26 protein-coding genes are annotated in these 23,820 nt (G+C 48.1%); 1 reads left to right on the plus strand and 25 read right to left on the minus strand.

All coding sequences use genetic code 11. The features are described from left to right. Window positions 1-16 precede the first annotated feature (16 nt). The 16 genes from dprA to smc all read right to left on the minus strand — a co-directional run bounded on the left by dprA (window position 17) and on the right by smc (window position 15,319). Window positions 17-844: a DNA-processing protein DprA gene (gene dprA, locus A0126_RS09310; RefSeq protein ID WP_088837374.1), complete on the minus strand. Its 828-nt coding sequence runs from the start codon at window positions 842-844 to the stop codon at window positions 17-19. Window positions 845-908: 64 nt separating this feature from the next. After that, entirely contained in the window at window positions 909-1,826 is a 918-nt protein-coding gene (sucD, locus tag A0126_RS09315) for a succinate--CoA ligase subunit alpha (RefSeq protein WP_088837375.1), read from the minus strand. Window positions 1,827-1,839: 13 nt separating this feature from the next. Further along, the gene (gene sucC / locus A0126_RS09320) at window positions 1,840-3,000 is read right to left on the minus strand and encodes an ADP-forming succinate--CoA ligase subunit beta (RefSeq protein WP_029330843.1); all 1,161 of its coding nucleotides are present in this window, start codon (window positions 2,998-3,000) and stop codon (window positions 1,840-1,842) included. A gap of 88 nt (window positions 3,001-3,088) precedes the next feature. Beyond that, entirely contained in the window at window positions 3,089-3,349 is a 261-nt protein-coding gene (locus A0126_RS09325) for an EscU/YscU/HrcU family type III secretion system export apparatus switch protein (protein ID WP_088837376.1), read from the minus strand. Continuing rightward, entirely contained in the window at window positions 3,346-4,227 is an 882-nt protein-coding gene (locus A0126_RS09330) for a flagellar hook-length control protein FliK (RefSeq protein WP_088837377.1), read from the minus strand. The genes A0126_RS09325 and A0126_RS09330 overlap by 4 nt, the downstream gene beginning before the upstream one ends. A gap of 13 nt (window positions 4,228-4,240) precedes the next feature. Next, window positions 4,241-4,993, minus strand: coding sequence for a ribonuclease HII (locus A0126_RS09335; RefSeq protein WP_088837378.1), 753 nt, complete (start codon window positions 4,991-4,993; stop codon window positions 4,241-4,243). A 61-nt stretch (window positions 4,994-5,054) separates the two neighbouring features. Beyond that, window positions 5,055-5,921, minus strand: coding sequence for a ribosome biogenesis GTPase YlqF (gene ylqF, locus A0126_RS09340; protein ID WP_088837379.1), 867 nt, complete (start codon window positions 5,919-5,921; stop codon window positions 5,055-5,057). A gap of 244 nt (window positions 5,922-6,165) precedes the next feature. Further along, window positions 6,166-6,705, minus strand: coding sequence for a signal peptidase I (gene lepB / locus A0126_RS09345; protein ID WP_088837380.1), 540 nt, complete (start codon window positions 6,703-6,705; stop codon window positions 6,166-6,168). 100 nt (window positions 6,706-6,805) lie between these two features. Continuing rightward, on the minus strand, window positions 6,806-7,159 hold the full coding sequence (gene rplS / locus A0126_RS09350) for a 50S ribosomal protein L19 (protein WP_088837381.1): 354 nt from the start codon (window positions 7,157-7,159) through the stop codon (window positions 6,806-6,808). A gap of 112 nt (window positions 7,160-7,271) precedes the next feature. After that, a complete protein-coding gene (gene trmD, locus A0126_RS09355) occupies window positions 7,272-8,000 on the minus strand; it encodes a tRNA (guanosine(37)-N1)-methyltransferase TrmD (protein ID WP_088837382.1) in 729 nt (242 codons plus the stop codon). Then, complete coding sequence (gene rimM / locus A0126_RS09360; RefSeq protein ID WP_088837383.1) at window positions 7,997-8,506, minus strand: ribosome maturation factor RimM; 510 nt, start codon at window positions 8,504-8,506, stop codon at window positions 7,997-7,999. Before rimM ends, trmD begins: the two co-directional genes overlap by 4 nt. Before the next feature lie 86 nt (window positions 8,507-8,592). After that, window positions 8,593-8,868 carry a 30S ribosomal protein S16 gene (rpsP, locus tag A0126_RS09365; protein WP_012370770.1) on the minus strand — a complete coding sequence of 92 codons (276 nt, stop codon included), beginning with the start codon at window positions 8,866-8,868 and terminating at the stop codon, window positions 8,593-8,595. Between the two features lie 93 nt (window positions 8,869-8,961). Continuing rightward, a complete protein-coding gene (ffh, locus tag A0126_RS09370) occupies window positions 8,962-10,314 on the minus strand; it encodes a signal recognition particle protein (protein WP_088837384.1) in 1,353 nt (450 codons plus the stop codon). 12 nt (window positions 10,315-10,326) lie between these two features. Continuing rightward, complete coding sequence (locus tag A0126_RS09375) at window positions 10,327-10,647, minus strand: putative DNA-binding protein (RefSeq protein ID WP_088837385.1); 321 nt, start codon at window positions 10,645-10,647, stop codon at window positions 10,327-10,329. A 101-nt stretch (window positions 10,648-10,748) separates the two neighbouring features. Beyond that, on the minus strand, window positions 10,749-11,753 hold the full coding sequence (gene ftsY, locus A0126_RS09380; RefSeq protein ID WP_088837386.1) for a signal recognition particle-docking protein FtsY: 1,005 nt from the start codon (window positions 11,751-11,753) through the stop codon (window positions 10,749-10,751). Beyond that, the gene (gene smc / locus A0126_RS09385) at window positions 11,750-15,319 is read right to left on the minus strand and encodes a chromosome segregation protein SMC (RefSeq protein WP_088837387.1); all 3,570 of its coding nucleotides are present in this window, start codon (window positions 15,317-15,319) and stop codon (window positions 11,750-11,752) included. Before smc ends, ftsY begins: the two co-directional genes overlap by 4 nt. Before the next feature lie 126 nt (window positions 15,320-15,445). Here smc and A0126_RS09390 point away from each other — a divergent pair, with 126 nt between their 5' ends. Further along, complete coding sequence (locus A0126_RS09390; RefSeq protein ID WP_029330856.1) at window positions 15,446-15,646, plus strand: DUF1128 family protein; 201 nt, start codon at window positions 15,446-15,448, stop codon at window positions 15,644-15,646. Window positions 15,647-15,705: 59 nt separating this feature from the next. Here the strand turns inward: A0126_RS09390 and rnc are convergent, their stop codons facing one another. From rnc to sdaAB, 9 genes are all read right to left on the minus strand, one after another. Further along, the gene (gene rnc, locus A0126_RS09395) at window positions 15,706-16,476 is read right to left on the minus strand and encodes a ribonuclease III (protein WP_088837388.1); all 771 of its coding nucleotides are present in this window, start codon (window positions 16,474-16,476) and stop codon (window positions 15,706-15,708) included. Between the two features lie 57 nt (window positions 16,477-16,533). After that, window positions 16,534-16,773 (minus strand): acyl carrier protein, encoded by a 240-nt coding sequence (acpP, locus tag A0126_RS09400; RefSeq protein WP_012370777.1) that lies wholly within the window; start codon window positions 16,771-16,773, stop codon window positions 16,534-16,536. Window positions 16,774-16,841: 68 nt separating this feature from the next. Next, complete coding sequence (gene fabG, locus A0126_RS09405; RefSeq protein WP_088837389.1) at window positions 16,842-17,573, minus strand: 3-oxoacyl-[acyl-carrier-protein] reductase; 732 nt, start codon at window positions 17,571-17,573, stop codon at window positions 16,842-16,844. Continuing rightward, window positions 17,570-18,493: an ACP S-malonyltransferase gene (gene fabD / locus A0126_RS09410; RefSeq protein WP_088837390.1), complete on the minus strand. Its 924-nt coding sequence runs from the start codon at window positions 18,491-18,493 to the stop codon at window positions 17,570-17,572. The genes fabG and fabD overlap by 4 nt, the downstream gene beginning before the upstream one ends. Window positions 18,494-18,512: 19 nt before the next feature. Then, window positions 18,513-19,499, minus strand: a complete 987-nt coding sequence (plsX, locus tag A0126_RS09415) for a phosphate acyltransferase PlsX (protein WP_029330860.1) — start codon at window positions 19,497-19,499, stop codon at window positions 18,513-18,515. Next, entirely contained in the window at window positions 19,499-20,065 is a 567-nt protein-coding gene (fapR, locus tag A0126_RS09420; protein WP_029330861.1) for a transcription factor FapR, read from the minus strand. The genes plsX and fapR overlap by 1 nt, the downstream gene beginning before the upstream one ends. An 85-nt stretch (window positions 20,066-20,150) precedes the next feature. Further along, window positions 20,151-22,181, minus strand: a complete 2,031-nt coding sequence (recG, locus tag A0126_RS09425; RefSeq protein ID WP_088837391.1) for an ATP-dependent DNA helicase RecG — start codon at window positions 22,179-22,181, stop codon at window positions 20,151-20,153. Then, window positions 22,165-23,061 (minus strand): L-serine ammonia-lyase, iron-sulfur-dependent, subunit alpha, encoded by an 897-nt coding sequence (sdaAA, locus tag A0126_RS09430; RefSeq protein WP_088837392.1) that lies wholly within the window; start codon window positions 23,059-23,061, stop codon window positions 22,165-22,167. The genes recG and sdaAA overlap by 17 nt, the downstream gene beginning before the upstream one ends. A gap of 4 nt (window positions 23,062-23,065) precedes the next feature. Then, window positions 23,066-23,728 (minus strand): L-serine ammonia-lyase, iron-sulfur-dependent subunit beta, encoded by a 663-nt coding sequence (gene sdaAB / locus A0126_RS09435; protein WP_088837393.1) that lies wholly within the window; start codon window positions 23,726-23,728, stop codon window positions 23,066-23,068. Window positions 23,729-23,820 lie beyond the last annotated feature (92 nt).

A 23,820-nucleotide genomic window follows, 5' to 3' on the forward strand; every position in this document is an offset into this window, starting at 1 on the left:
ATTTTAATCTCACTTATCATAGTAGTCTCGATTCCCATTTGTCAACGTCCATCAAGATACTTTTTGAAACTTCTTCCGGATTCAGGAGCGGAATCGCCCCTTCCGCAATCAATTGATTCGTTCCACAAAACATTTTTTCAGTCGGACAACCCGGCAAGCAATAGACGTCTTTCCCTTGGTCGAGAGCGTGTCCTGCCGTGTTCATCGTTCCGCTTTTCAACGCTGCTTCGACGATGACGAGGGCTGATGATAATCCAGCAATGATGCGATTACGTTCTAAAAATTGGAATTTTTGAATGGGGGTCTCGGGAGGGTACTCGGAGAGCAACAAACCAGCTTGTGCGATGCGATTAAAGAGGGCCTCGTGTTGTTTCGGATAAAGAGAATCGAGTCCTGTTGCCATGACGGCGATGGTTGGTTGGTCATACTTCAAGGAAAGGCGATGGACGAGGGAATCAATCCCGTAAGCTCCACCAGAGACAGTGACGAAAGGGGAATTAAAAAACGGGCGTAAGAACGATAGACGTTCTTTATGGGACGGGGATGGGGTTCGGCTACCGATGATGCTGATTAAAGGGTGACGCAGAAGCGACGGGTCACCTACGTAATACAGACCGTAAATCGGTCGTGGTATGTGTAGTAACTGTTGCGGGAACTCGGGATCGGTCGGGACAAGTAACTGAGACGGGAGGTGTTCGAGCGAAAGAGCTGCTTGATATCGCTTTTTACTCTCGGCATTTGTCGGAAGATCAGCGACCGATAAAATACCGTATTGTTCTACTAAGGCGACGATTGGATAAGGAACACGACAGGCTGCAAATCGGACATACCATTCTCGCTCCATTAACATACACTCCTTTTATATAGAAGAAAGCCGTCCTGAATCTTCAGGACAGCTCTCGACGTTTTTATTTGACCGTTGAACCCGTGACACATTGATCGTAGATACCAGCATCTTTGATGACACGAATTAACGTTTCACCAATGACTGCCGGAGAGTCTGCGACTTCGATACCATTTGCACGAAGTGTCTTGATTTTTTCCGATGCCGTACCTTTACCACCTGAGATGATGGCACCCGCATGACCCATACGTTTTCCCTCAGGAGCAGTTTGTCCACCGATGAATCCGATGACCGGCTTCGTCATGTTGGCTTTGACCCACTCAGCCGCTTCTTCTTCTGCCGTACCACCGATTTCACCAAGCATGATGACCGCTTTTGTTTCAGGATCTTCATTGAACGCTTTGAGCGTGTCGATGAAGTCTGTCCCATTGACAGGATCACCACCGATACCGACAGCAGTCGATTGACCGATTCCAGCCGTCGTCAATTGGTGCACCGCTTCATACGTCAATGTCCCAGAACGTGAAACGATTCCGACATGACCTGGTGTGTGGATGTAACCAGGCATGATGCCAAGTTTCGCGACACCCGGTGTGATAACGCCAGGACAGTTCGGACCAATCAAACGAACTGGTTTTCCGTCAAGATAACGTTTTACTTTTACCATATCAAGAACTGGAATTCCTTCTGTGATACAGATGATGAGAGCGATGTCTGAATCCGCTGCTTCCATGATTGCATCCGCAGCGAATGCTGGTGGTACATAGATAATCGATGCATTTGCCCCTGTTTTAGCGACTGCTTGCGCAACCGTATCAAAGACAGGCACGCCACCGAGCACTTCTGTTCCGCCTTTACCTGGTGTAACACCACCGACGAGGTTCGTTCCGTAATCAATCATTTGTTCACCGTGGAACATCCCTTGATTACCTGTAATTCCTTGAATGATCACTTTTGTTGATTCGTTTACCCAAATACTCATCCTTAGCTCCCCCTTACTTCACGAGCGCAGCGATTTTTTCTGCGCCGTCTGCCATTGATGTAGCTGCTGTAATCGCTAGACCTGAATCTTTGAGAATCTGTTTCCCTGCGTCAACATTTGTTCCTTCAAGACGAACGACGAGTGGTAACTCTAAGCCGACTTCTTTTGTTGCTGCAACGATCCCTTCCGCGATGACATCGCACTTCATGATGCCGCCGAAGATGTTGACAAAAATTCCTTTGACGTTATCATCTGAGAGAATCAATTTGAACGCTTCTGTTACTTTCTCTTTCGTCGCGCCGCCACCTACATCGAGGAAGTTGGCCGGATCGCCACTGAAGTGTTTGATGATGTCCATCGTTGCCATCGCAAGACCTGCGCCATTAACGAGACAGCCGATATTCCCATCAAGCGCGATGTAGTTCAAATCGCTTTTTGAAGCTTCGACTTCACGTGGATCTTCTTCCGTTTCATCACGGAGTGCGACGATGTCCGCATGACGATACAACGCATTCGAATCGAAGTTCAACTTCGCGTCAAGTGCAACGACATCACCGTCTTTTGTTGTGACGAGTGGATTGATTTCAGCGATTGAGCAATCCTTTTCAACGAAGAACGTGTAGAGTTTCGTCACCATACCAACGAATTTGTTAACGAGTTTAACGGGTACACCCATTGCGAACGCTAATTTACGTGCTTGGAAAGCTTGAAGTCCGACTGCTGGATCAACGATTTCCTTGATGATTTTTTCAGGAGTCGCTTCTGCCACTTCTTCAATATCCATTCCGCCTTCACTTGAACCCATGATGACGACACGACCTGTCACACGATCAAGGACAATCCCGAGATAGTATTCCTTATCAATCGCACAACCTTCTTCGACGAGAAGACGTTGAACGACTTTACCTTCTGGTCCTGTTTGATGCGTGACGAGCGTTTTGCCGAGTAACTCCGTCGCGAATTCTTTTACTTCTTCTTGCGATTTTGCTAGTTTGACACCACCAGCTTTACCGCGTCCCCCTGCGTGAATCTGTGCTTTGACAACTTTAATTGGGCCTGACAATTGTTCTGCTGCATCGACAGCCTCTTCGACCGTAAATGCTGCGATTCCGTTCGGTACAGGTACACCGTATGAACGAAGTAACTCTTTTGCCTGATATTCATGTACATTCATGAAAAAATCCCCCTTAACCCCTTTAGTTTCGGCTCTTTCATTGTAGTTAAAATTGGAAGCGCTGTCTATCGTTATCGACCGAAAGCATTTATTTTTTCGTGATTCCCTCATGATCGAGCTGATACAAAAAGGCAAACAGCTCGGCGATGACCCCGTATAACTCCGGCGGAACTTGCTCAGACACCTCGATTGCATCAAGTAATGTTACCAATGTCTGATCTTGCCTAATCGGAATGTTGTGTCGGATCGCTTCTTCTAAAATCCGCTCGGCGACGATTTCGGAACCTTTGGCGACGACTTTTGGAGCTGCCATTTGTTCTTCATAAGATAAAGCAATCGCTTTTTTCATGCTTGATAATCCACCCTTCCACTCCGACGTGTCAAATCGATAGGCACCCGCTCTTTCGTTTGTTCGACCAATTCAAAACGAATCAACTCATATCCCTGCTCCTTTAAGCGTTGTTCCATCATCGGTTGATAAGCGTCCATGAATGCGCTAATCCGTTGATCCGGATGAAAGACGGAAACAGCCATCTTTCGATCAGTGATTAATAAGTCAATCGCAATTTCGCCCAACTGAGGCAGTTTGAGATAAAAAGCGATTCGGGCATGGTCCGGATTGAATTCTTTTTTGTCGAACGGTGCTTCCATCGTCACATCGACATCTTCAAAGGGACCAAACTGTGGTAGTTGCAACATAAAGATGCCGCGTCCCGGTTCATTCGTCGCTTGAACGAGTTGTTGCGTCAAGATTTGATCACTCGTCTTTCGGTCAAGGGACCCTTGCCCATCTGCCTCTGCAGTACGCGCTAACTGAATGAGCTCAACAATTGTCTGTTTGAGTACTTGACCCGATCCTCCCATCGCGCGTTGGCCAAGTTGTTGTAACAGCGCACGTGTCGTCTGCGGTACTCCCTCTGACGCTGGTCGCAAGAGACTTTCAAGCATCGAAGGCAGGATTTGTTTCGCCGCAGTTTGTGGAGCTTCCGATAAAATCTTCAGCACCGGTTGCCCTTCCGTGCTCGTCACGACGAATCGGTACGACATTCCTTCTTTTAAATCAGCCGTTGTTCCAGCCGTTAGGACCCGTTGTCCGACTTGCAACTCCATTAACCCGTCCGGCAATAATTTCAATACTTTCCCGACGACATTTGCCCCTTCGCGTAACGGCATGTTGGCTTGATCAATAATCTTAAAGGGAAGTAAGGCCCGATGTTCGATTTGCACACGCATTCACCTCCTAGAGTCGATCAAGAACCGGTTTGAACGTTTTGCGATGAATCGGTGTCACACCGTATGTATCGAGTGCCTGCAAATGCTGTGCTGTCCCGTACCCTGCATGTTGCTCAAACCCGTATCCCGGATACTGTTTCGCATAGTCCTCCATCATCGCATCACGCGTTTCCTTCGCAATGACGCTCGCCGCTGCGATTGAGATGCTACGCGCATCCCCTTTAATCAGTGACGTTTGAGGTAGATTGAGATCAAGCTCCATCGCATCGACGAGCAATGCCTCGGCAGACACGCCATTCACCGCTTGTAACATCGCCTGTTTCGAGGCTTGGTAAATATTGATCCGGTCAATTTCTGCTGGTTCGATGATGCCGATGGCGACCTCTGCGACTTTACGAATATGCTGATACGCCAGTTGCCGTTGTTTTTTTGACATTTGTTTTGAGTCCGTCAACGCGGGGTGATAAAAATCTTTTGGTAAGATGACTGCTGCCGCGACGACAGGTCCAGCAAGCGGACCTCGCCCGACCTCATCGACACCAGCAATCTTCTCCCACCCCTGTGCCCGGTAAGCTTCTTCGAACTGCGAGCGTTCAATAAAACTGAGGCGCAATTGTTCTTCGAGATCGAGGCGACGGCTTGTTTGTTTCAATAACAGCCTGATCCCTTTTCGTTCATCATGCATCAGATCCTGTTCGATGGCTGCGAATTGTTCGCGTGAAATCCCTTTGAGACGTTCTCTTAAGTCTTGAATCTTCATCTGACATTCACTCCTATTTCGAAAAAAGCTTGGACCTTCTAGAGAAGGTTCCAAGCTCGTCTTATTCTGCTGTTGTTGCCCATTCTTCGACTGTTTCAAGTGTCACACGTCCGACTTTTTCCGTCCGTAGCTCATGTAACAACATCTCGCTCGTCCGTTCGAAATCGACGTATCCACCTGAATTGAACCCTCGTTTGTTCCCGATTGCTTCTAGTACATCAACGGCTTCACCGGACACATCGTCTAAGCGATAGCGTTCCATCAATTGCTCCGGATAACGCGATTTGAGCTCACGGATGGCAAACAGCGCGATGTCATCGATGTTTAAGATATCATCTTTGATTGCACCTGTTGCTGCTAGACGATAGCCAACCAACTGATCGTCGAACTTCGGCCAGAGAATACCTGGTGTATCGAGCAACTCCATCTCACCCGTCTTCATTTTGATCCATTGCTGACGTTTCGTCACACCCGGGCGGTCACCCGTGATGGCAATGTTTCGTCCGGCAAGGCGATTGATTAATGTTGATTTCCCGACGTTCGGGATGCCGATGATCAACGCTCGAATCGCACTCGGATTTCGTCCCTTTTCACGCATGCGATCATGTTTTTCTTTCATCAGGCGTAATGCACCTTCATGAATTTGTCCAAGACCCTTATTGTGTTTCGCATCGACAGCGATGACATCGACTCCGTCCTTACGAAGGGCCTTCATCCAGCGCTCCGTCAAACGCGCATCAGCCATATCGGCTTTGTTCAAGACGATTAACCGCGGTTTTCCTGCCGTAATTTGCTCGACCATCGGATTGCGACTCGACATCGGGAGACGTGCATCGACCAATTCGATGACGACGTCGATTAATTTTAATTTTTCCTGGACTTCACGACGTGCTTTCGCCATGTGACCAGGGAACCATTGTATCGTCATATATTCCACCTCAACTCATCATATTACTGGACTGCTAACTTCATGTTGTGTGACGCGGTAAGACCTGCTTCAGTTACCGTCACTTCGTTCTCAAGAAACGATCCATCCCTTAGTATACGCAAAAAAAGCCAAGAAAAGAAGTAGTGTCGTGCGGACACTACTCAATTCCTGACCTTGTTCCATCAAACGCACGGTTGATGGAGCTGTTTCTGCTAGACTCACCTTACTACGCGCCCATGATTTTTTAATCAACTGATCGTAAATCACCGAACGGATAAAAGACGAAATTTGTCGTTCCGACGATTTGATCTTCATCGACGAACCCGATGTCACGGCTATCTTTCGAGTTTTGACGGTTGTCCCCCATGACGAATACTTTACCGGCGGGTACTTTCGTTTCGCCGGTCCGTTCTTCTAATGTAAAGTCTTCCGTCAAAGGAACACCATTCATTTGCGCTTTAAATTCTTTTAAATATGGTTCTTCCACTTTTTTATCGTTGATATACAGCATATCATCCTTGTAGTACAGCGTATCGCCTGGGACAGCGATGACACGTTTAATATAGTCACGTGTTTCCGTCGCATGGAAGACGACGATATCGCCACGCTCTGGTTCATTAAAGTAATAGGGAACCTTATTGACGACCATCCGGTCTGAATTGTGCAGTGTCGGCATCATCGACTCGCCGTCCACGATGACCGGGACGAATAGAAACGTTCGGATGATGAACGCAATCACGAGCGCTACGACAAGCGCCTTTACCCAACTAAATAACTCCTTCACGCGTTCCACTCCTTTGATTAAATCTTTAACCTAGACTTAGTATACGCATAAACGATAAAAAAAAGAAGCTTGTCCGAGGACAAGCCACTTTTTCACATGATTAACGACGAACTTCTTTAATACGCGCCGCTTTACCACGAAGGTTACGGAGGTAGTAAAGTTTCGCACGACGGACTTTACCGTAACGAACGACTTCGACTTGTGCAACACGTGGTGAGTGGAGCGGGAAAGCACGCTCTACGCCAACTCCGTAAGAAATCTTACGGACTGTGAAAGTTTCACTGATGCCGCCACCGTGACGTTTGATGACTACGCCTTCGAAAAGCTGGATCCGCTCACGCGTACCCTCGACGACTTTAACGTGTACACGGACTGTATCCCCAGGACGGAACGAAGGGACGTCTGACTTGATTTGTTCTTGTGTAATTTCACGGAACAATTGTTGTGTGTTCATGAATGATTTCTCCTTTTTTCACCAATGTTCTTATCTTCATTTGCTTATTGCATCCAACAGCGGAACATCGTTAATAGGTGGCTTTTGCCACATGTTTTAACTTATCACAATTTCATTCTTTTGACAATCCTGAAATTGACTGGAGGTACTTTAAATCACTTGCGGACAAGTCGGCTGTCTCGAGTAAATCAGGGCGTCGCTCGAGCGTCCGCTTCAAGGCTTGCTGTCTTCGCCACTGCTCGATTTTTGCATGATTCCCGGATAATAAGACGTCCGGTACCCTTGATCCGTTATAGTCGGCAGGACGGGTATAATGGGGGTATTCGAGCAATCCGGTCGAAAATGAATCGTCTTCATGACTGGCCGACTTGCCGAGGACATCAGGTAACAAACGGACGACGGCATCAATCATCGTCATCGCAGCTAATTCCCCTCCCGTCAAAACGAAGTCTCCAAGCGACACCTCGTCCGTCACCAGTTCGTCATGAATCCGTTGATCAAACCCTTCATAATGTCCACATAAGAAAACAAGTTCCGATTCCTGCGCCCATTCTTCTGCTACTGCTTGATCAAAACGCTGCCCTGTCGGTGTCATCGCAACGATGCGACGATTCGCTTTCGGCAAGGCCGCAACAGCGTCAAAAACAGGTTGCGGCGTCAACAACATCCCAGCACCACCCCCGTAAGGAGAATCATCGACACGCCCATGTCGATTCGTCGAATAGTCTCGGAAGTTAATGTACTCGAGATGTATCCGCGCATCTTCTTGTGCCCGTCCGACGATTGAATGATCGAGTGCTGTGAACATGTCCGGAAAAAGCGTCAAGACTTTGATGTTCATCCTTCAATCAATCCAGGTAATGGTGTGATTTGAATCCGCTTTTCTTGCACATCGATCGACGCGACGACTTGTTCGATGTACGGAATCAAGACGTCTTTTTTTCCCGGACGTTTAATCGTCCAGACATCGTTTGCTCCGGTCTCTAAGATTTCCGAGACGACCCCGATTTTCTCATCTCCGTCATAGACGTCGCAACCGATGATTTCGTGGTAGTAGTATTCATTTTCTCCGAGCTCTTGTAAGACTTCCGGCTGCACGAAAAGTTTCATCCCTTTATACTTTTCGACGTCGTTGATGTGATGCATTCCTTTGAAGGTCACCATGACGAATTGTTTATGTTTCCGGTAACCGCTCACCGTCAGCGGTACATACGTCCCCTCCATCTCGAGAAATACGTCATTTCCGACTTTAAAGCGTTCTTCCGGAAAATCTGTACTCGCAAGTAACTTCAATTCTCCCTTTAGACCGTGTGTATTCGCGATTTTCGCGACTTCTAACCATTGCATCTTCTTCACTTCCTTCCTTTAAAATCGTCATTCTTCTATTTTTCTGCAACAAAAAGGAGGTAAGCTTTCGCTCACCTCCAAATGTCTTACTTCGCGAGTTTCGCGTTGTGGAATTTCTCCATGATACCAGCTTTTGAGAAGAGGTTACGAACTGTGTCTGATGGTTTAGCACCTTCAGCGAGCCATTTAAGAGCGAGCTCTTCGTTAAGTTTTACTTCTGCTTCTGGTTTAGCAACCGGGTTGTAGTATCCGATTTGCTCGATGAAACGACCATCACGTGGTGCACGTGAGTCTGCTACTACCACACGGTAGAAAGGTGATTTGTTTGCGCCCATGCGCTTAAGACGAATTTTAACTGCCATTCGTAAGTCCCTCCAGATATTAAATAGTTTTTTGGTTTAGTCAAATTGACAACTTCACTAGTATACAACGTTACAGCAAAAGAGAAAAGACTTTTAGAAGAATGGGAGGCCAAAGCCGCCTTTCTTTTTCCCTTTGCCCATTTTGCCGGAGAATTGTTTCATCATCTTCCGCATGTCTTCAAATTGCTTGATCAACCGGTTCACTTCTTGAATGCTACGACCACTGCCGCGCGCAATCCGTTTCCGACGACTCGCATTGAGGATTTCCGGTTCAGTCCGCTCCCGTTTTGTCATCGATTGAATAATCGCTTCGACATAAACAAGTTGCTTCTCATCGATTTGAGCATTTTTCAAGCCCTTCATCTTTCCTTTACCGGCACCCGGAATCATTCCTAACAACTCATCCAAAGGACCCATCTGTTTCACTTGCTGCAACTGCTCGATGAAATCGTCAAACGTGAACGATGCATCGCGCATTTTGCCTTCGAGCTCCTTGGCGCGTGTTGCGTCCATTTGGAACTCTGCTTTTTCAATCAGCGTTAACATATCTCCCATACCGAGAATCCGTGACGCCATCCGCTCTGGGTAGAATGGCTCGATTGCGTCTAGCTTCTCTCCAAGACCGACGAACTTAATCGGTGCTCCGGTGACTGCCTTGATGGAGAGTGCTGCTCCGCCTCGAGTATCTCCGTCGAGTTTCGTCAGGACGACCCCTGTCACGCCGAGCTTTTCATTAAAGCTTTGTGCGACATTGACCGCATCCTGACCCGTCATCGAGTCGACGACAAGGAAGATTTCGTTAGGCTTGGCGATTTCCTTCACATCGACAAGTTCCTGCATGAGGTCCTCATCGACATGTAAGCGTCCCGCCGTATCGATCAACACGATATCGTGGTGATGCTCTTTTGCATAGTCGAGCGCGCCGGTTACGATTTCTTGTGGACTTACCTGATCTCCCATCGAGAAGACCGGTAATTCAAGTTGTTTTCCTAGCGTCTCAAGTTGTTTAATCGCAGCCGGACGGTAAATATCCGCTGCGACGAGCAGTGGACTGCGATTGTGTTTTTTTCGTAAATGATTGGCGAGTTTTCCGGTTGTCGTCGTCTTACCTGCCCCTTGAAGACCAGTCATCATAATGACTGTCGGCGGACGGTTAGCGAGCGTCAACGGAGATACTTCTTCCCCCATCAATTTCGTCAATTCGTCATGGACGATTTTGACGACTTGTTGACCGGGTGTTAGAGACGTCATCACGTCTTGACCGACGGCGCGCTCCTTCACATCATTTACGAACTGTTTCACTACTTTGAAGTTGACGTCGGCTTCTAACAACGCGAGGCGGACCTCACGCATCATTTCCTTTACGTCCGCTTCAGAAATCTTACCTTTACCTCGCATTTTGGCGAGACTGGCTTGAAGCCGTTCCGATAATCCTTCGAATGCCATTGATGATGCCTCCTACTCTAATTGCTCCAGTGATTCAATCGTCACCAGTGCCTCGCTTGGAAGGTCGAGCTGCTTCAGTTCATCAAGAAGGATCTTTCGCTGCTCATATTTTTGAAACAAGGAAAGTCGTTCTTCATATTGCTCAAGCATCGCTTCCGTACGTTTTATGTTGTCGTAGACTGCTTGTCGGCTGACTTCAAACTCATCGGCGATTTCACCTAACGAAAAATCATCTAAATAATAGAGTGACATATAATTTCGTTGTTTCGGCGTCAAAAGCTCCTGATAAAAGTCAATCAGATAATTCATCCGGTTCGTTTTATCAAGTGTCATCCGAGCACCTCCACGGTTGTTAAGTGAAATTCCTTTACAGATAGTATAGTACAGCCCTCACAGTGTGTTGTCAAGTTTTTTTCTTTACAAGCAAACCTAGCTTATTCCTCTTCCGGTGCCTCGTCCGTCGTTTGCTTTTCTTCGAATACGTCACCGAAGAGACCGTGGACGAATTGCTCGGCATTAAACGGTTGGAGATCGTCAATCTTTTCACCTAATCCGACGAACTTCACGGGGAGATTCAGTTCATTCTTAATCGCGAGAACGATGCCACCTTTTGCTGTCCCGTCAAGCTTCGTCAAGACGATGCCGCTGACATTCGTCGCTTGTTTGAACGCTTTGGCTTGCACCATCGCATTCTGTCCGGTCGTCGCGTCGAGCGCAAGCAGGACTTCGTGTGGTGCGCCTGGAATTTCACGTTCGATGACCCGTTTGACTTTCTCGAGTTCATTCATCAAATTGACTTTGTTTTGCAGACGTCCTGCCGTATCACAAATCAAGACATCGACTTTCCGCGCTTTTGCCGCTTGGACAGCATCGAAGACGACGGCAGCAGGATCTGATCCTTCTCCCTGACGGATGACCGGTACGCCGGAGCGCTCGCCCCAGACTTGCAACTGATCGATGGCGCCTGCTCGGAATGTATCCCCTGCTGCGAGCATGACCGTTTTCCCTTCATTTTTCAGGCGATTCGCAAGTTTCCCGATCGTCGTCGTTTTCCCGACACCGTTGACACCCACGAATAAGATGACACTGAGGTCGTGGTCTAAATCAAGTTCCGTTTCTTCTTCTTCAATCAACATGTTGGCGACGACTTCGACGAGTACATCACGGACTTCTTTTGTATCTTTAACATTTTTTCGTTTGACTTCAATCTTTAATTTTTCGACCAAATCCATCGTCGTCGTCACACCGACGTCAGCTTGAATCAGCACTTCTTCTAACTCTTCAAAAAATTCTTCATCGACTTCCCGGAAACGGTAGACGAGATCATTGACGGCACTCGCAAGCCCGTCACGCGTCTTCGACAACCCTTCCGTAAACTTAGACGTGACTTCTTGTGTCGACGTCGTCAACCGGTCTTTTAGTTTCTTAAAAAAACTCATTGTTTTAGCTCCTTTGATTCTACTTCTTCAGTCAATGTTCGCCGTGCCTCTTCTAGTTTAACGGATAACACTTCCGAAATACCGTTTTGTTGCATCGTCACGCCGTACAAAACATCCGCTGACTCCATCGTACCTTTCCGGTGTGTGATGATGATGAATTGTGTATCACGCGCCAACTGATGAACGAACTCACCGAACCGGGCAACGTTCGCTTCGTCAAGAGCTGCTTCGACCTCATCAAGTACACAAAACGGGACGGGACGCGTCTTCAAAATCGCGAACAACAAGGCAATCGCCGTCAACGCGCGTTCCCCACCAGATAAGAGTGACAAGTTCTGTAGTTTTTTACCCGGTGGTTTCGCGACGATGTCGATCCCGCTCGTCAAGAGGTCGCTCGGATCGACAAGAATCAAGTCCGCTTCTCCTCCACCGAACAATTCGCGGAATGTCTCACGGAAGTGTTCCCGTACAGCCGTGAACGTCTCTTTAAAAAGTCGGACGACTTCACGATCCATCTCATCGATGACGGCATATAAATCCGTTTTCGCCGTCACTAAGTCATCACGTTGCGTCGAGAGGAACGTAAACCGTTGATCGACTTCAGCGAACTCTTCAATCGCACCGATATTAACAACTCCGATTTCTTCTAATTGACGCTTGAGCAGGTGTACTTCCTCTTTCGCCTCTTCGAATGGAATCGTCAGCGGTACAATCAATTCGAGAATCAGCCCCATCTCGTCGAGCATTTCTTGACGTGTTTCAAGACGTGTACTGATTCTGCCGTGGTTGAGGCGCGCTTGATCGACTTGTTGTTTCGCCGACTGTTGCTCCTCTTTCAGCTTCGCTTCACGGATCCGTAGAAGTCGTAAACTTTCGCCGTCACGTTGGATTTGGTCCGTGATTGCTTTCAATTCTTGTTCAACCGTTGTTTGTTCTTTAAGCATCTGCGCCTGCTCTGCATGCAATGCTTCGATTTGACCTTCACCAAACCCTTCGAGCACATGTTTTAAATCACGCCGCTTATGACTCCGTTCGAGTTTCGCATGATTCAACGATTCTTCGATTCGTTCGACTTCACGATTGACTTGATCTAACTTCAAGATCATTGTCCGTTCTTCGAGCAAGGCATCTGCTTGTTGTTGTTTCAAGTCTTCGATTGTCACAGCACCCCGTGCCTGTGCCTCTTTTAGCTGATCGAGATCACGTCTGAGTTCTTGTTGCCGCTTCGTCAAGTTCGCGATATCGTGCTCAGCTTGTTCAATCGTCGCCTTCGCTTCCCGTTCTTGCTCCGCCAACCGTTGCAACTGGCCATCTTGGACGGACAGTTCCGAAGCTGTGATTGCGAGACCATGTTTCGCCTCCGTCAATTCATCCCGAAGTGATTCAAGTGTCGTTCGCGTCGTTTTCATTTCTTGCGCAAGCGTCTCAAGCGTAACGTTCAATTGTTCATCTACTACTTTCATCTCCGCGAGGCGGCGCTCTTGTTCACGAATGACCGCCTGTCCTTGCGTCAGCCCTTCGCGGAGTTCGTCTAACTCCCGTGATTGACTAAAGAGTGGCGTCCCTTTTTTCCGGCTCCCCCCTGTCATCGAACCACCGACGTTGACGACATCTCCGTCGAGCGTCACGAGCCGATACCGATGTCCCGTTGCACGGGCAATCGCGTTCGCTTGTTCAAGCGATTCGACGACAAGCGTCGTCCCGAGCAAGTTCTGTTTTAATTTCGTCAGCTCATCGGTCGTCGTCACGAGTTCACTCGCAACGCCGATGTATCCTTGCATCGCAGATAGTTGATTGCGAACCGATTGATTCAAATCGCGCCGTTGAATCGAACTGAGCGGCATGAACGTCGCCCGTCCCGCATTTAGACGGCGTAATTCCTGAATCAATTTCCGTCCTGTCGCGTCTGTATCGACGACGACGTTTTGCATGGCTCCACCAAGTGCCGTTTCGATCGCCGCTTCATATCGGGCCGGTACGGAAATCAATTCGGCAACCGCTCCATATATTCCTGAAATGTGATCACGCTGTTTCAAAATCGTTTTGACGGCACCGAAATAACCACTGTAATCTGCCTTGACGGACTCCAAAAATTCAATCCGGTCCTCTGTTTTATCACGCCGGCGATGGAGATCGACGATGGATCGTTCGACTTGCGTCATCATCGTTCGCTGTTCGTGTTGTTTCGTTTCAACTTGCGTCTCTTCCGCTACTAAAGCATCGAGCTGTTGCCGCACGTTGAAAGAGCTCGCTTCTAGTCGGTCGACCTCGGCCGCATAAGCTGTTTGCGCCGATTGTTTCGACCCTGTCCCTTCCGCGAACGTCCGGCGTAACTCTTCCGCACTCTGTAAATCTTGTTTTGCTCGGTTATAGGCGTTATTCGTCGCCGCCAGCCGACTCGCTACTTCAAACGCTTCAGACCGTAGTTGCTCTGCTTCTTTTTCAAAATCACGGTCCGAATACGTTAATGCGGCATCTGCTTGTTCACGACGTTTGACAGTTTCCTCGTACGTTTGCTTCGTTTCGTCTCGTAAGCGAACTGCTTTTTTCGCCTCATCCTCAATTAGGGAAACACGCGCTTCAAGTGTCGCCACTTCTTGTTCTAAACGCTCTTTCATTTGCGTCCCATGTTTCTCACGTTCTTTTGCCAAGTTCAGCGAACCTTGAATTTCAACGAGCGTCGTCGAGACGGTTCGTAACCGTTCCTGCATCTCTGTCTCTGCCCGGCGAATGTTTTCAAGCATCGTTTCTTGTTCTTCTCTCGAAGTTTGCGTTTTCTCAAGACGTGCCTGTTCATTTGACAACTCACGCTCAAACGTTTCGATTTCCGTCGTCAATCGGGCAATTTGTTCCATATAGTTTTGAATTTCTTCTGAAATGATGCCACGTTCTAAAAAGTCGAACCGGTCGCGGGCAATCAGATACTCTTTTGCAAGCGCTGCTTGTTCTCGTAACGGTTCGATTCGTCCACCGAGTTCAAATAAAATATCATCGACACGTGAGAGATTCGTTTCCGTGTCACTCAACTTCCGCTCCGCTTGTTTTTTCCGGTGCCGGTATTTTAAGACACCCGCCGCCTCTTCGATGACGGACCGCCGCTCTTCCGGTTTCCCGGAGATGACTTGTTCGACACGTCCTTGACCAATGATTGCGAAGGCATCACGGGACAGTCCCGTATCCATGAAGAGATCAAGGACGTCCTTCAAGCGACATGGTTTTTTATTAAGAAAATAATCACTGTCTCCATTTCGACTGACGCGTCGCGTCACGCTCAACTCTTGGTAAGGTAACGCAACCGTTCCCGACTCATTATCGAGGACAAGCGTTACTTCTGCGAACTGCTTTCGATGTTCTGACATACTGCCGGCGAAGATGACATCTTCCATCTTCGCGCCGCGTAATGATTTAGCCGATTGCTCACCGAGCACCCAGCGCACTGCATCCGATATATTCGACTTCCCACTACCGTTCGGTCCGACGACTGCCGTCACTCCCGGTAGGAAGTCAAGTTCTGTCCGGCTCGCAAAAGATTTGAAGCCGTTGATTTCAATTCGTTTTAAGTACATCTTTACCACCCGTATGTTTAAATTTCTTTTAATTTTCTTTTAGTTTACCATAGCCGAAAGGTCTACAAAATGGTAGGTTTTATGGTAATGTTAACGGTAAAGACGTGAAGAGGAGAATTCAACGATATGACAATTGAACAAATGATTGAAGCAATCTTGGATAAATTAAATATTATTAATAAAGGCGTCATCAAAGCTGAGCAGTTCGACGGCACGAAAAATGACGACTTAAAAGAAATTTATGAGTTCGTCATGATGCGTGAATCGTTATCACTCGCTGAGGTCGATGCAATCGTCGATGAACTAAAATCACTGAAGACGGTGTAAGAAACCATATAAAAAAAGGCGTTCCCAATCGGGCGCCTTTTTTTATATGGTTTTTTTACTTAAAATTGTTTTTTCAGCTCAAGCAAGGCTTGTTTCGCTGCTTGCTGTTCTGCTTCTTTTTTCGAACGACCGGTCCCGATTCCTTCAAGCTTATCCGGGACTTGAACACGCGAGATGAATTCCCGGCTATGTGCGGGACCACGCTCTTCGATGATTTCGTATTCAATTTGTCCGAGTCCGACCCGTTGAATCGCTTCTTGTAATTGGCTCTTGAAGTCTGTCTGCTCTTCGAAGAAACCAGATGCCACTTTCGGAAAAACCGCTTCGGCGAGGAATCGCTCTGCTGCTTCAATGCCTTGGTCAAGATAAAGTGCACCGATAAACGCTTCAAATACGTCAGCAAGTAATGCTGGCCGATTTCGTCCGCCTGTCAGTTCTTCCCCTTTACCTAGCAAAATCATGTCAGAGAATTCATAATGATTGGCAAACTGGACGAGCGATGGTTCACACACGATAGCTGCGCGCAGTTTTGTTAATTCCCCCTCGGAACGTTCCGGGTAGTGTTCAAATAAATATCTTGAGACCGTCAATTCTAAGACCGCATCCCCTAAAAATTCAAGTCGTTCGTTATCCCCATCCGATTCACGTTGTTCATTGACGAACGAAGAATGGGTAAACGCCTGCTTCAACAATTCGACATTTGAAAAATGAATCGAAAGGCGCGTTTGTAACTCTTCGAATTTTTGCTCGATTTGAGCAAACGTCCGCGCATCTTTTCGACGTTTTACGTAAGGTCCTTTTCGGACACGACGTCCTTTTTGATTCGTCATAATTCCTCCTAAACAGCTAAATCCCACCGCAAAAGAGCGGTGGGTCAGCGTCAATGATTAGACTTGTGTTTCGATGTAGCTGACGACATCGCCGACAGTCTTCAAGTTTTCTGCTTGATCGTCTTCGATTGTGATTTCGAATTTATCTTCGAGATCCATAACGAGTTCCATTACTTCAAGTGAATCGGCACCGAGATCGTCTTTGAACGATTTATCGAGTGTGATTTCACTTTGCTCTTTACCTAATTTTTCTGCGATTGCCTCTTGTACGTCTACTAAAATTTGTTCTTTTGTCATTTGAAATCCCTCCATGAGTTGAGTATATAAGATGATTGCCGATTTGGCAAAGTACTACCGGTGTTCAGTTACATTGTCATGCCGCCATCAACTGCGAGCGTTTGCCCTGTGATGTAACGGGCTTCATCCGAAGCGATGAAGCTGACGAGTGCTGCGATGTCTTGCGTTTGCCCAAACCGTTTCAATGGAATTTGTCCAAGTGACAGATTCCGTTGATCGTCCGTCAATTCATCGGTCATATCTGTTTCGATGAATCCTGGGCAAATCGCATTCGCTGTGACCCCTTTACTTGCGAGTTCACGGGCGACCGATTTCGTCAACCCAATCAAACCGGCTTTCGCGGCCACATAGTTCGCTTGCCCCGGATTACCCGTGATGCCGACGACCGAAGCGATATTGATGATGCGACCACCCGTCTTCATCAACGGGCGTGACGCCGCTTGTGTGACGAGGAACGCCCCTTTTAGGTTCGTATCAACGACAGCATCAAAATCGGCTTCTTTCATACGCATCAACAAACCGTCGCGTGTGATACCGGCGTTGTTGACGACACAATCCAGTTGACCGAATGCATCGACAGTCTGTTTAACCAACGCCTTGACTTGATCAGCGTTCGCAACGTCGGCTTGGATGGCGATTGCCTCACCACCAGTCGCGATGATATCCGCGACGATGGCCTCTGCTTTTTCAGTGCTACCGGCATAGTTGACGACGACTTTAAAACCATCTGCCGCGAGACGTGTTGCGATCGCCGCACCGATTCCTCGTGAGGCGCCTGTTACGAGTGCTACCTTACTCATCCACGAATTCCCTCCGCTTCTAGTTGTTCAAGTGTCGTGATACTAATGATTTTAACGTCTTTTTTGATACGTTTGACAAGCCCACTAAGTGGTGAAGACGGTCCGAATTCGATGAAGGTATCGACACCCTCTTCAATCAATTGCTCGACACATGCCTCAAAGCGAACAGGTGAATACAATTGTTGAACGAGCAGACGTTTCAAGTCGTCCGGTTGATCGTGAAACGATCCGTCCACGTTTGAGATAAACTTCGCTTGCGCCGCTTCAAATGGTGAAGAAGCAAGGAAATCTTCGAAACGTGGTGCGAACGGTGTCATTAAAGAGGAGTGGAACGCACCGGAGACATCGAGTGGTAAGACACGCTTTGCACCGAGCTCTTTTAATTTCGCTGTCGCCGATTCGACGGCTGCGACGTGCCCTGAGATGACAAATTGGCCGGGACAGTTGTAGTTCGCGATTTGCACGATTTCACCTGTCGCCGCAATCGATTCGACGGCATGGTGTGCCGCTTCGACATCGTTTAATCCGATGACGGCAGCCATCGTTCCACCTGAAACCTGGTTCATCAACTTACCACGTTCATGGACAAGATAAACGGCTTCACTCGGCGTAAGGACCGATGCTGCGACAAGCGCGCTGTACTCCCCGACGCTATGCCCAAGGACATAGTCCGGTTTGTTACCGAGTGCCGCATAACGAGTGGCGAGAAGTGTACTATGTGCGACGATTGCGGGTTGAGCAAGCTCCGTCGCCTTTAGTTCTTCTTTTGTACCCGTCGTTAACAGCGTTGTTAAATCTAGGCCGATTCGTGTTCCGAGATCGACTAACGTTTGTTTAGTTTCTTCCTCACTGACAAGTGTCTGTCCCATACCGGGCATTTGTGACCCTTGCCCCGGAAACATCCATACCGTTTTCCCCATCTCGCTCACTCCTTTAGCTCTATTTTGTCTTCGCTTCAATGATTTTCGCAACGACGTGTTGCTCGACCATCATTTCAGCCTGTGCCAGCGCACGACTGAAGGCATAAGCATTGCTCGAGCCGTGTGCTTTGATGACAGGTGCCGCAATTCCGAACAACCCGGCCCCACCATATTCTTCGTACGCGAGCAATTGCTTCATTTTTTTAAGTTTCGGCTTTAAAATTAACGCCGCGATTTTCGAACTGAATGAACTCATGAACTGTTCCTTCATGACACCCATAATCATGCTTGCAGCACCTTCCGTACTTTTCAACAATGTATTCCCTGCAAATCCTTCTGTGACGATTACGTCCACATCACCACTCATCGCTTCTCTCGCCTCGACATTCCCAATAAAATGAATAGGGGCAGTCTCAAGTAAGGGATATGTTTCCTTCGTCAGTGCATTGCCTTTACCAGCTTCTGAGCCGATATTGAGCAGACCAACTTTCGGTTGTTTGATACCACGTACTTGTTCTGCATAGACTGATCCCATGATGGCATAATCAAGCAAATGTTCTGCTTTTGCATCCGGATTAGCACCGACATCTAAGATGACGACACCTTTTCCATTTCTTGTCGGGAAAGTCGGGGCCAGCGCAGGACGGTCAACCCCTTCGATTCGACCAATCACAAACAATCCGGCAGTCATCAGTGCTCCCGTGTTGCCTGCTGAAATCAAGGCATCCGCCTCTTTTGTTTTCACCAGGTTTGCAGCCACAACGAGTGAGCTATCTTTTTTCCGTCGAATCGCACGGACCGGTTCGTCTTCTCCAGTAATGACAGTCGCCGCGTGAACGATCGTCACACGGGAATCCTTGATGTCGTAAGAACGTAACTTCAATTCATCTCCAACCAATCGAATTTCAATGTCCGCCTTCGGGCGCTCCCCTAAATACTGGATCACACCTTCGACAATCGCACGGGGGGCGTTGTCACCACCCATTGCATCTACTGCTAAAATCATCATGATTCCTCCTTACTACTACGATACACCGTAAACTCACCGATAAAGACACACTCATCACCGACATAACTTTCGACGTTGATGTCTGATCGTCCATCTTGTCGATGGGAACTGACGAACGCTTTCGCGACGACGCGTTCTCCAACATGGACAGATCGTGTAAATTGCACGTTTGCTCGTGTCGTCAATGCTAACTCGTCATCAATTAACGCGATGGCGAGCGAATTGGCTTGAGCGAACAGAATATGCCCGCGTGCAATCGCGTTCCGGCTAAAAGCGTGTTCCGGCAAAATTTCTAAAATCGAAATCGCAGATGTATCAAGTTTCAGGTCAATCATATCACCAATGACTTCGCTTTCGGTCAAAGTACGCACGTCATCGAGTCGTTCTGTCGCGACGTGTTTAATCCGTTCCCGTAATTCAGGGATTTTCAATTCCATTCGATCGAGCCGAATCGTCTGAATGCTGACGTTAAAATGAAGCGCAAGTGCTTCATCCGTGATGAATGGGTTTTGTTCAATCGTATGCTGTAGTTCTACTTGCCGTTCTTTTTTAGGTACCCGCATGTACGTTCCTCCTACAAGAAGGATAATCACTATTATCACCTGGTACTAATAGTAGTATATATCCCCCGTTGTTCACTTTCAAGTATTATTCAATTCTTTCTCCGTCAAGCAGTCCTTGCTCTTCGATATAATGGCGTAACACGTCGTAGTCCGATGTTTGCCAAAAGGCATCCGAACGTAACAAACGGACGGCGTCGTTCCGGGCTGTTTCCATGATTTGAATATCGAGAGCAGGATCTGTCAGGACGAAACGTGGCAATCCACTTTGTTCTGTCCCAAAGAAATTACCCGATCCGCGTAGTTCTAAGTCTTTTTCCGCTAATTTGAAGCCGTCGTTCGTCTCTGTCATCGTCTTAATTCGCTCTTTCCCGGTGTCAGACGACGGATCAGCAATCAAGATACAATATGACTGCGCATCCCCTCGTCCGACACGTCCACGCAATTGATGCAGTTGCGCGAGACCGAATCGTTCTGCATCGTAAATGACGATGATTGAGGCATTCGGGACGTTCACCCCAACTTCGACGACAGTCGTTGAGACGAGGACTTGGACCTGATTGTCCTTGAAAGCTTGCATGACCTCGTCTTTTTCAGACGAGCCGAGACGTCCGTGCATCAAACCAACTTGATGATCGCGGAAACGTTCGACGAGAACGGCATGCAATTCCATTGCATTTTGAACATCAAGCGATTCAGATTCCTCGATCAATGGCGTGATGACATAGGCTTGTCGCCCGAGAAGTAATTCCTTCTCAACAAAACCAAAGACACGTTCAATCTGTTCTGGTTTTGCCCAGTACGTTTCAATTTCTTTACGCCCTGCTGGCATCTCGTCGATGATCGAAACATCCATATCGCCAAACACAGAAATCGCAAGTGTTCGCGGAATCGGTGTCGCCGTCATATAGAGGACATCTGCTTGCGCTGCTTTTGCTCGGAGGCGCTTCCGTTGTTCGACACCAAACCGATGTTGTTCGTCCGTAATCACTAAATGTAAGTCCTTGAAGACGACTGTATCCTGAATCAAGGCATGGGTGCCGACGAGGATGTCGATTTCTCCTTGCCGTAAGGCTTCTAGCAATAACACACGAGCCTTTCCTTTGACAGAACTCGTTAAGAGACCGACTTTAATCCCGAATGGTTCGAGTAACGGGGCAAGTGACGAAGCATGCTGCTCCGCTAGTATTTCAGTCGGAACCATCAAGGCACCTTGCTTGTTCGCACGAATCGTCGCGAACAGGGCAATCGCCGCGATGACGGTCTTCCCACTTCCGACATCTCCTTGCAGCAACCGATTCATTCGCTCTGCTCGATGCATATCACTCAAAATTTCTTCTGTCACTCTTTTTTGAGCGCCTGTCAACGGAAATGGCAGTCCTGCAATGAACTCGTCGACGGCTGCTTGATGTAACGGTAAAGCAATGCCTTGTCCCTGCCGCTTTCCAAGTCGTAATGTCTGAAGCTTTAACTGAAAATAGAGGCACTCTTCATACACATAACTTCTTCTCGCCGCCGTCAATTCTTTTCGATGCGTCGGGAAGTGTAGCGCCTTCAGCATCGTCATCCGGTCGAGAAGACGATACGCCGTCCGAATCGAATCGGGCACCCGCTCCCCGACTGATTCTACTGCTGCGAAAGCGAGTTCGACGACACGGCGGAACGTCTTCATCCGCATGTCACCTTTTAAGGAATAGACGGGTGTCAGTTCACCTTCGATCGCCCCGAATTGAAGTTCCGTCGCTGAAATCGTCATCCGGTGCAAATCCCACTTGCCGCTGACCGTCACTTCTTCCCCTAACTTCAACTGGGCTTTGTAGAAGGCACGGTTAAACATCGTCACCGTGACGCTGTACCGTTCTTCGACAAGTAACCGGAACGTTAGCCGATTCTTACCTTTTCCGTAATAACGAACGAGCGGTTCTGATTGAACTTGACCTGTGAACTTGACCTTATCTTCATGGATGGCTTCCGTCAAACTCCCCGTAACGAAATCATCGTAACGAAATGGGACGTGCTCCAGCACGTCCGAGATCGTTACGATATCCATTTCTGCAAGCTTAGTTGCCAAATCACGCCCGACTCCCTTAAGTGCCGTGACCTCACTTGATGGATTCATTCGATAAATCTCCAAAAATCTTCGACTCGAGCCAGCGTCCAGTCGGTGTATTCGCAAGACCGCCTTTCGCCGTTTCACGTAAGGCAGAAGGCATCATTTGACCGATTTCATACATTGCCGAGATGACTTCGTCACACGGAATACGTGACGTGATTCCAGCCAGTGCCATATCTGCTGCGACGAGCGCATTCGCTCCTCCCATCGCATTTCGTTTGACGCACGGGACTTCGACAAGTCCAGCGACTGGGTCACAGACGAGACCAAGCATATTTTTTAAAGCAATTGCAAACGCATGCGCCGATTGATCCGGTGTGCCTCCTGCCATTTCGACGATGGCAGCTGCAGCCATTGCTGTCGCCGAACCTACTTCCGCTTGGCATCCGCCTGCCGCACCTGAGATGGAGGCATTATTGGCAACAACGAACCCGAACGCACCCGATGTGAAAAGGTATCGGAGCATCTCCTCGCGTGAAGGCTGAAGCCGTTCTTTGACGGCGAACAACGTCCCTGGGACGACGCCCGCGCTCCCTGCTGTTGGTGTCGCACAGATTTTCCCCATTGCCGCGTTGACTTCATTCGTTCCGATGGCTTTGCTGACGGCATCTAACAAAAGATCTCCCGATAACCCGTTCCCTGACGCCCGATATCGTTGCAGTAAGACTGCATCCCCGCCTGTCAAACCGGTGACCGATTCGACACCGTCGCCTGTCAATGACCGTTCGACAGCTTCTTCCATGACTTGTAAATTCCGTTCCATCATTGCGTATACTTCATCACGCTCTAAGTGGCGGACCGTCATTTCTTGTTCAATCATGATTTCTGAAATCGGTACATTCTTTTCCGTAGCGAGTGCTACGAGTTCTTTTACTGATTTAAACATTTCTTCACTCTCCCATCATGACGGATCGTTCGACTTGTGGTAACCGGTTAATTTCTTCAAGCACTTCTTTAGGCATCCGATCATCGATTTCAATCGCCATCAAGGCTTGACGTCCTTTTTCGTGGCGCGACACTTCCATGTGACCAATGTTAATTTCATAGTCTGCGAGAATACTTGTGACTGCCGCAATCGCCCCGAAACGGTCGTGGTGCAGGACGACAAGTGCCGGCCCGCCACCTGAGAGGCGCAACGGTACACCATTCAATTCTGTAATTTCAATCGTTCCTCCGCCAATTGAAATGCCGACGAGTTCAAATTGATTTTCTCCGTCAGTCAAATGGACTCGCGCCGTGTTCGGATGGTCCGTCAGTGCTTCACTCGTTTCAAAATGAATCCGAATCCCTTTCCCTTCGGCGATTTTAATCGACTCAGGAATCCGATCATCAAACGTATCATAACCAAGCACCCCACCAATGATCGCTACGTCGGTTCCGTGCCCCCGGTACGTATCGGCAAATGATCCATAAAACGTGATATAAATGTCTGTTGGCGTTTCCCCGAACAACTTACCCGCCATCAAACCGATTCGTGCTGCTCCTGCCGTATGGGAACTCGATGGTCCTACCATGACAGGACCGATGATATCAAATACACTACGATACTTCATTTCATTTCCCCCTCTCTTTTAAACAAAACAAAATCCCACCTCTATTATCGCAGATGGTGGGATTCGTGAAAAGGTAACTTCACCTTTATTCT

The organism is Exiguobacterium sp. N4-1P (genome assembly GCF_002214325.1).

Coding starts and splice junctions, on each gene's coding strand:
- dprA (WP_088837374.1), bottom strand. CDS start 844: ATGGAGCGAGAATGGTATGTCCGATTTGCAGCCTGTCGTGTTCCTTAT.
- sucD (WP_088837375.1), bottom strand. CDS start 1,826: ATGAGTATTTGGGTAAACGAATCAACAAAAGTGATCATTCAAGGAATT.
- sucC (WP_029330843.1), bottom strand. CDS start 3,000: ATGAATGTACATGAATATCAGGCAAAAGAGTTACTTCGTTCATACGGT.
- A0126_RS09325 (WP_088837376.1), bottom strand. CDS start 3,349: ATGAAAAAAGCGATTGCTTTATCTTATGAAGAACAAATGGCAGCTCCA.
- A0126_RS09335 (WP_088837378.1), bottom strand. CDS start 4,993: ATGAAGATTCAAGACTTAAGAGAACGTCTCAAAGGGATTTCACGCGAA.
- ylqF (WP_088837379.1), bottom strand. CDS start 5,921: ATGACGATACAATGGTTCCCTGGTCACATGGCGAAAGCACGTCGTGAA.
- rplS (WP_088837381.1), bottom strand. CDS start 7,159: ATGAACACACAACAATTGTTCCGTGAAATTACACAAGAACAAATCAAG.
- trmD (WP_088837382.1), bottom strand. CDS start 8,000: ATGAACATCAAAGTCTTGACGCTTTTTCCGGACATGTTCACAGCACTC.
- rimM (WP_088837383.1), bottom strand. CDS start 8,506: ATGCAATGGTTAGAAGTCGCGAAAATCGCGAATACACACGGTCTAAAG.
- rpsP (WP_012370770.1), bottom strand. CDS start 8,868: ATGGCAGTTAAAATTCGTCTTAAGCGCATGGGCGCAAACAAATCACCT.
- ffh (WP_088837384.1), bottom strand. CDS start 10,314: ATGGCATTCGAAGGATTATCGGAACGGCTTCAAGCCAGTCTCGCCAAA.
- A0126_RS09375 (WP_088837385.1), bottom strand. CDS start 10,647: ATGACACTTGATAAAACGAACCGGATGAATTATCTGATTGACTTTTAT.
- ftsY (WP_088837386.1), bottom strand. CDS start 11,753: ATGAGTTTTTTTAAGAAACTAAAAGACCGGTTGACGACGTCGACACAA.
- smc (WP_088837387.1), bottom strand. CDS start 15,319: ATGTACTTAAAACGAATTGAAATCAACGGCTTCAAATCTTTTGCGAGC.
- A0126_RS09390 (WP_029330856.1), top strand. CDS start 15,446: ATGACAATTGAACAAATGATTGAAGCAATCTTGGATAAATTAAATATT.
- rnc (WP_088837388.1), bottom strand. CDS start 16,476: ATGACGAATCAAAAAGGACGTCGTGTCCGAAAAGGACCTTACGTAAAA.
- acpP (WP_012370777.1), bottom strand. CDS start 16,773: ATGACAAAAGAACAAATTTTAGTAGACGTACAAGAGGCAATCGCAGAA.
- fabG (WP_088837389.1), bottom strand. CDS start 17,573: ATGAGTAAGGTAGCACTCGTAACAGGCGCCTCACGAGGAATCGGTGCG.
- fabD (WP_088837390.1), bottom strand. CDS start 18,493: ATGGGGAAAACGGTATGGATGTTTCCGGGGCAAGGGTCACAAATGCCC.
- plsX (WP_029330860.1), bottom strand. CDS start 19,499: ATGATTTTAGCAGTAGATGCAATGGGTGGTGACAACGCCCCCCGTGCG.
- fapR (WP_029330861.1), bottom strand. CDS start 20,065: ATGCGGGTACCTAAAAAAGAACGGCAAGTAGAACTACAGCATACGATT.
- recG (WP_088837391.1), bottom strand. CDS start 22,181: ATGAATCCATCAAGTGAGGTCACGGCACTTAAGGGAGTCGGGCGTGAT.
- sdaAA (WP_088837392.1), bottom strand. CDS start 23,061: ATGTTTAAATCAGTAAAAGAACTCGTAGCACTCGCTACGGAAAAGAAT.
- sdaAB (WP_088837393.1), bottom strand. CDS start 23,728: ATGAAGTATCGTAGTGTATTTGATATCATCGGTCCTGTCATGGTAGGA.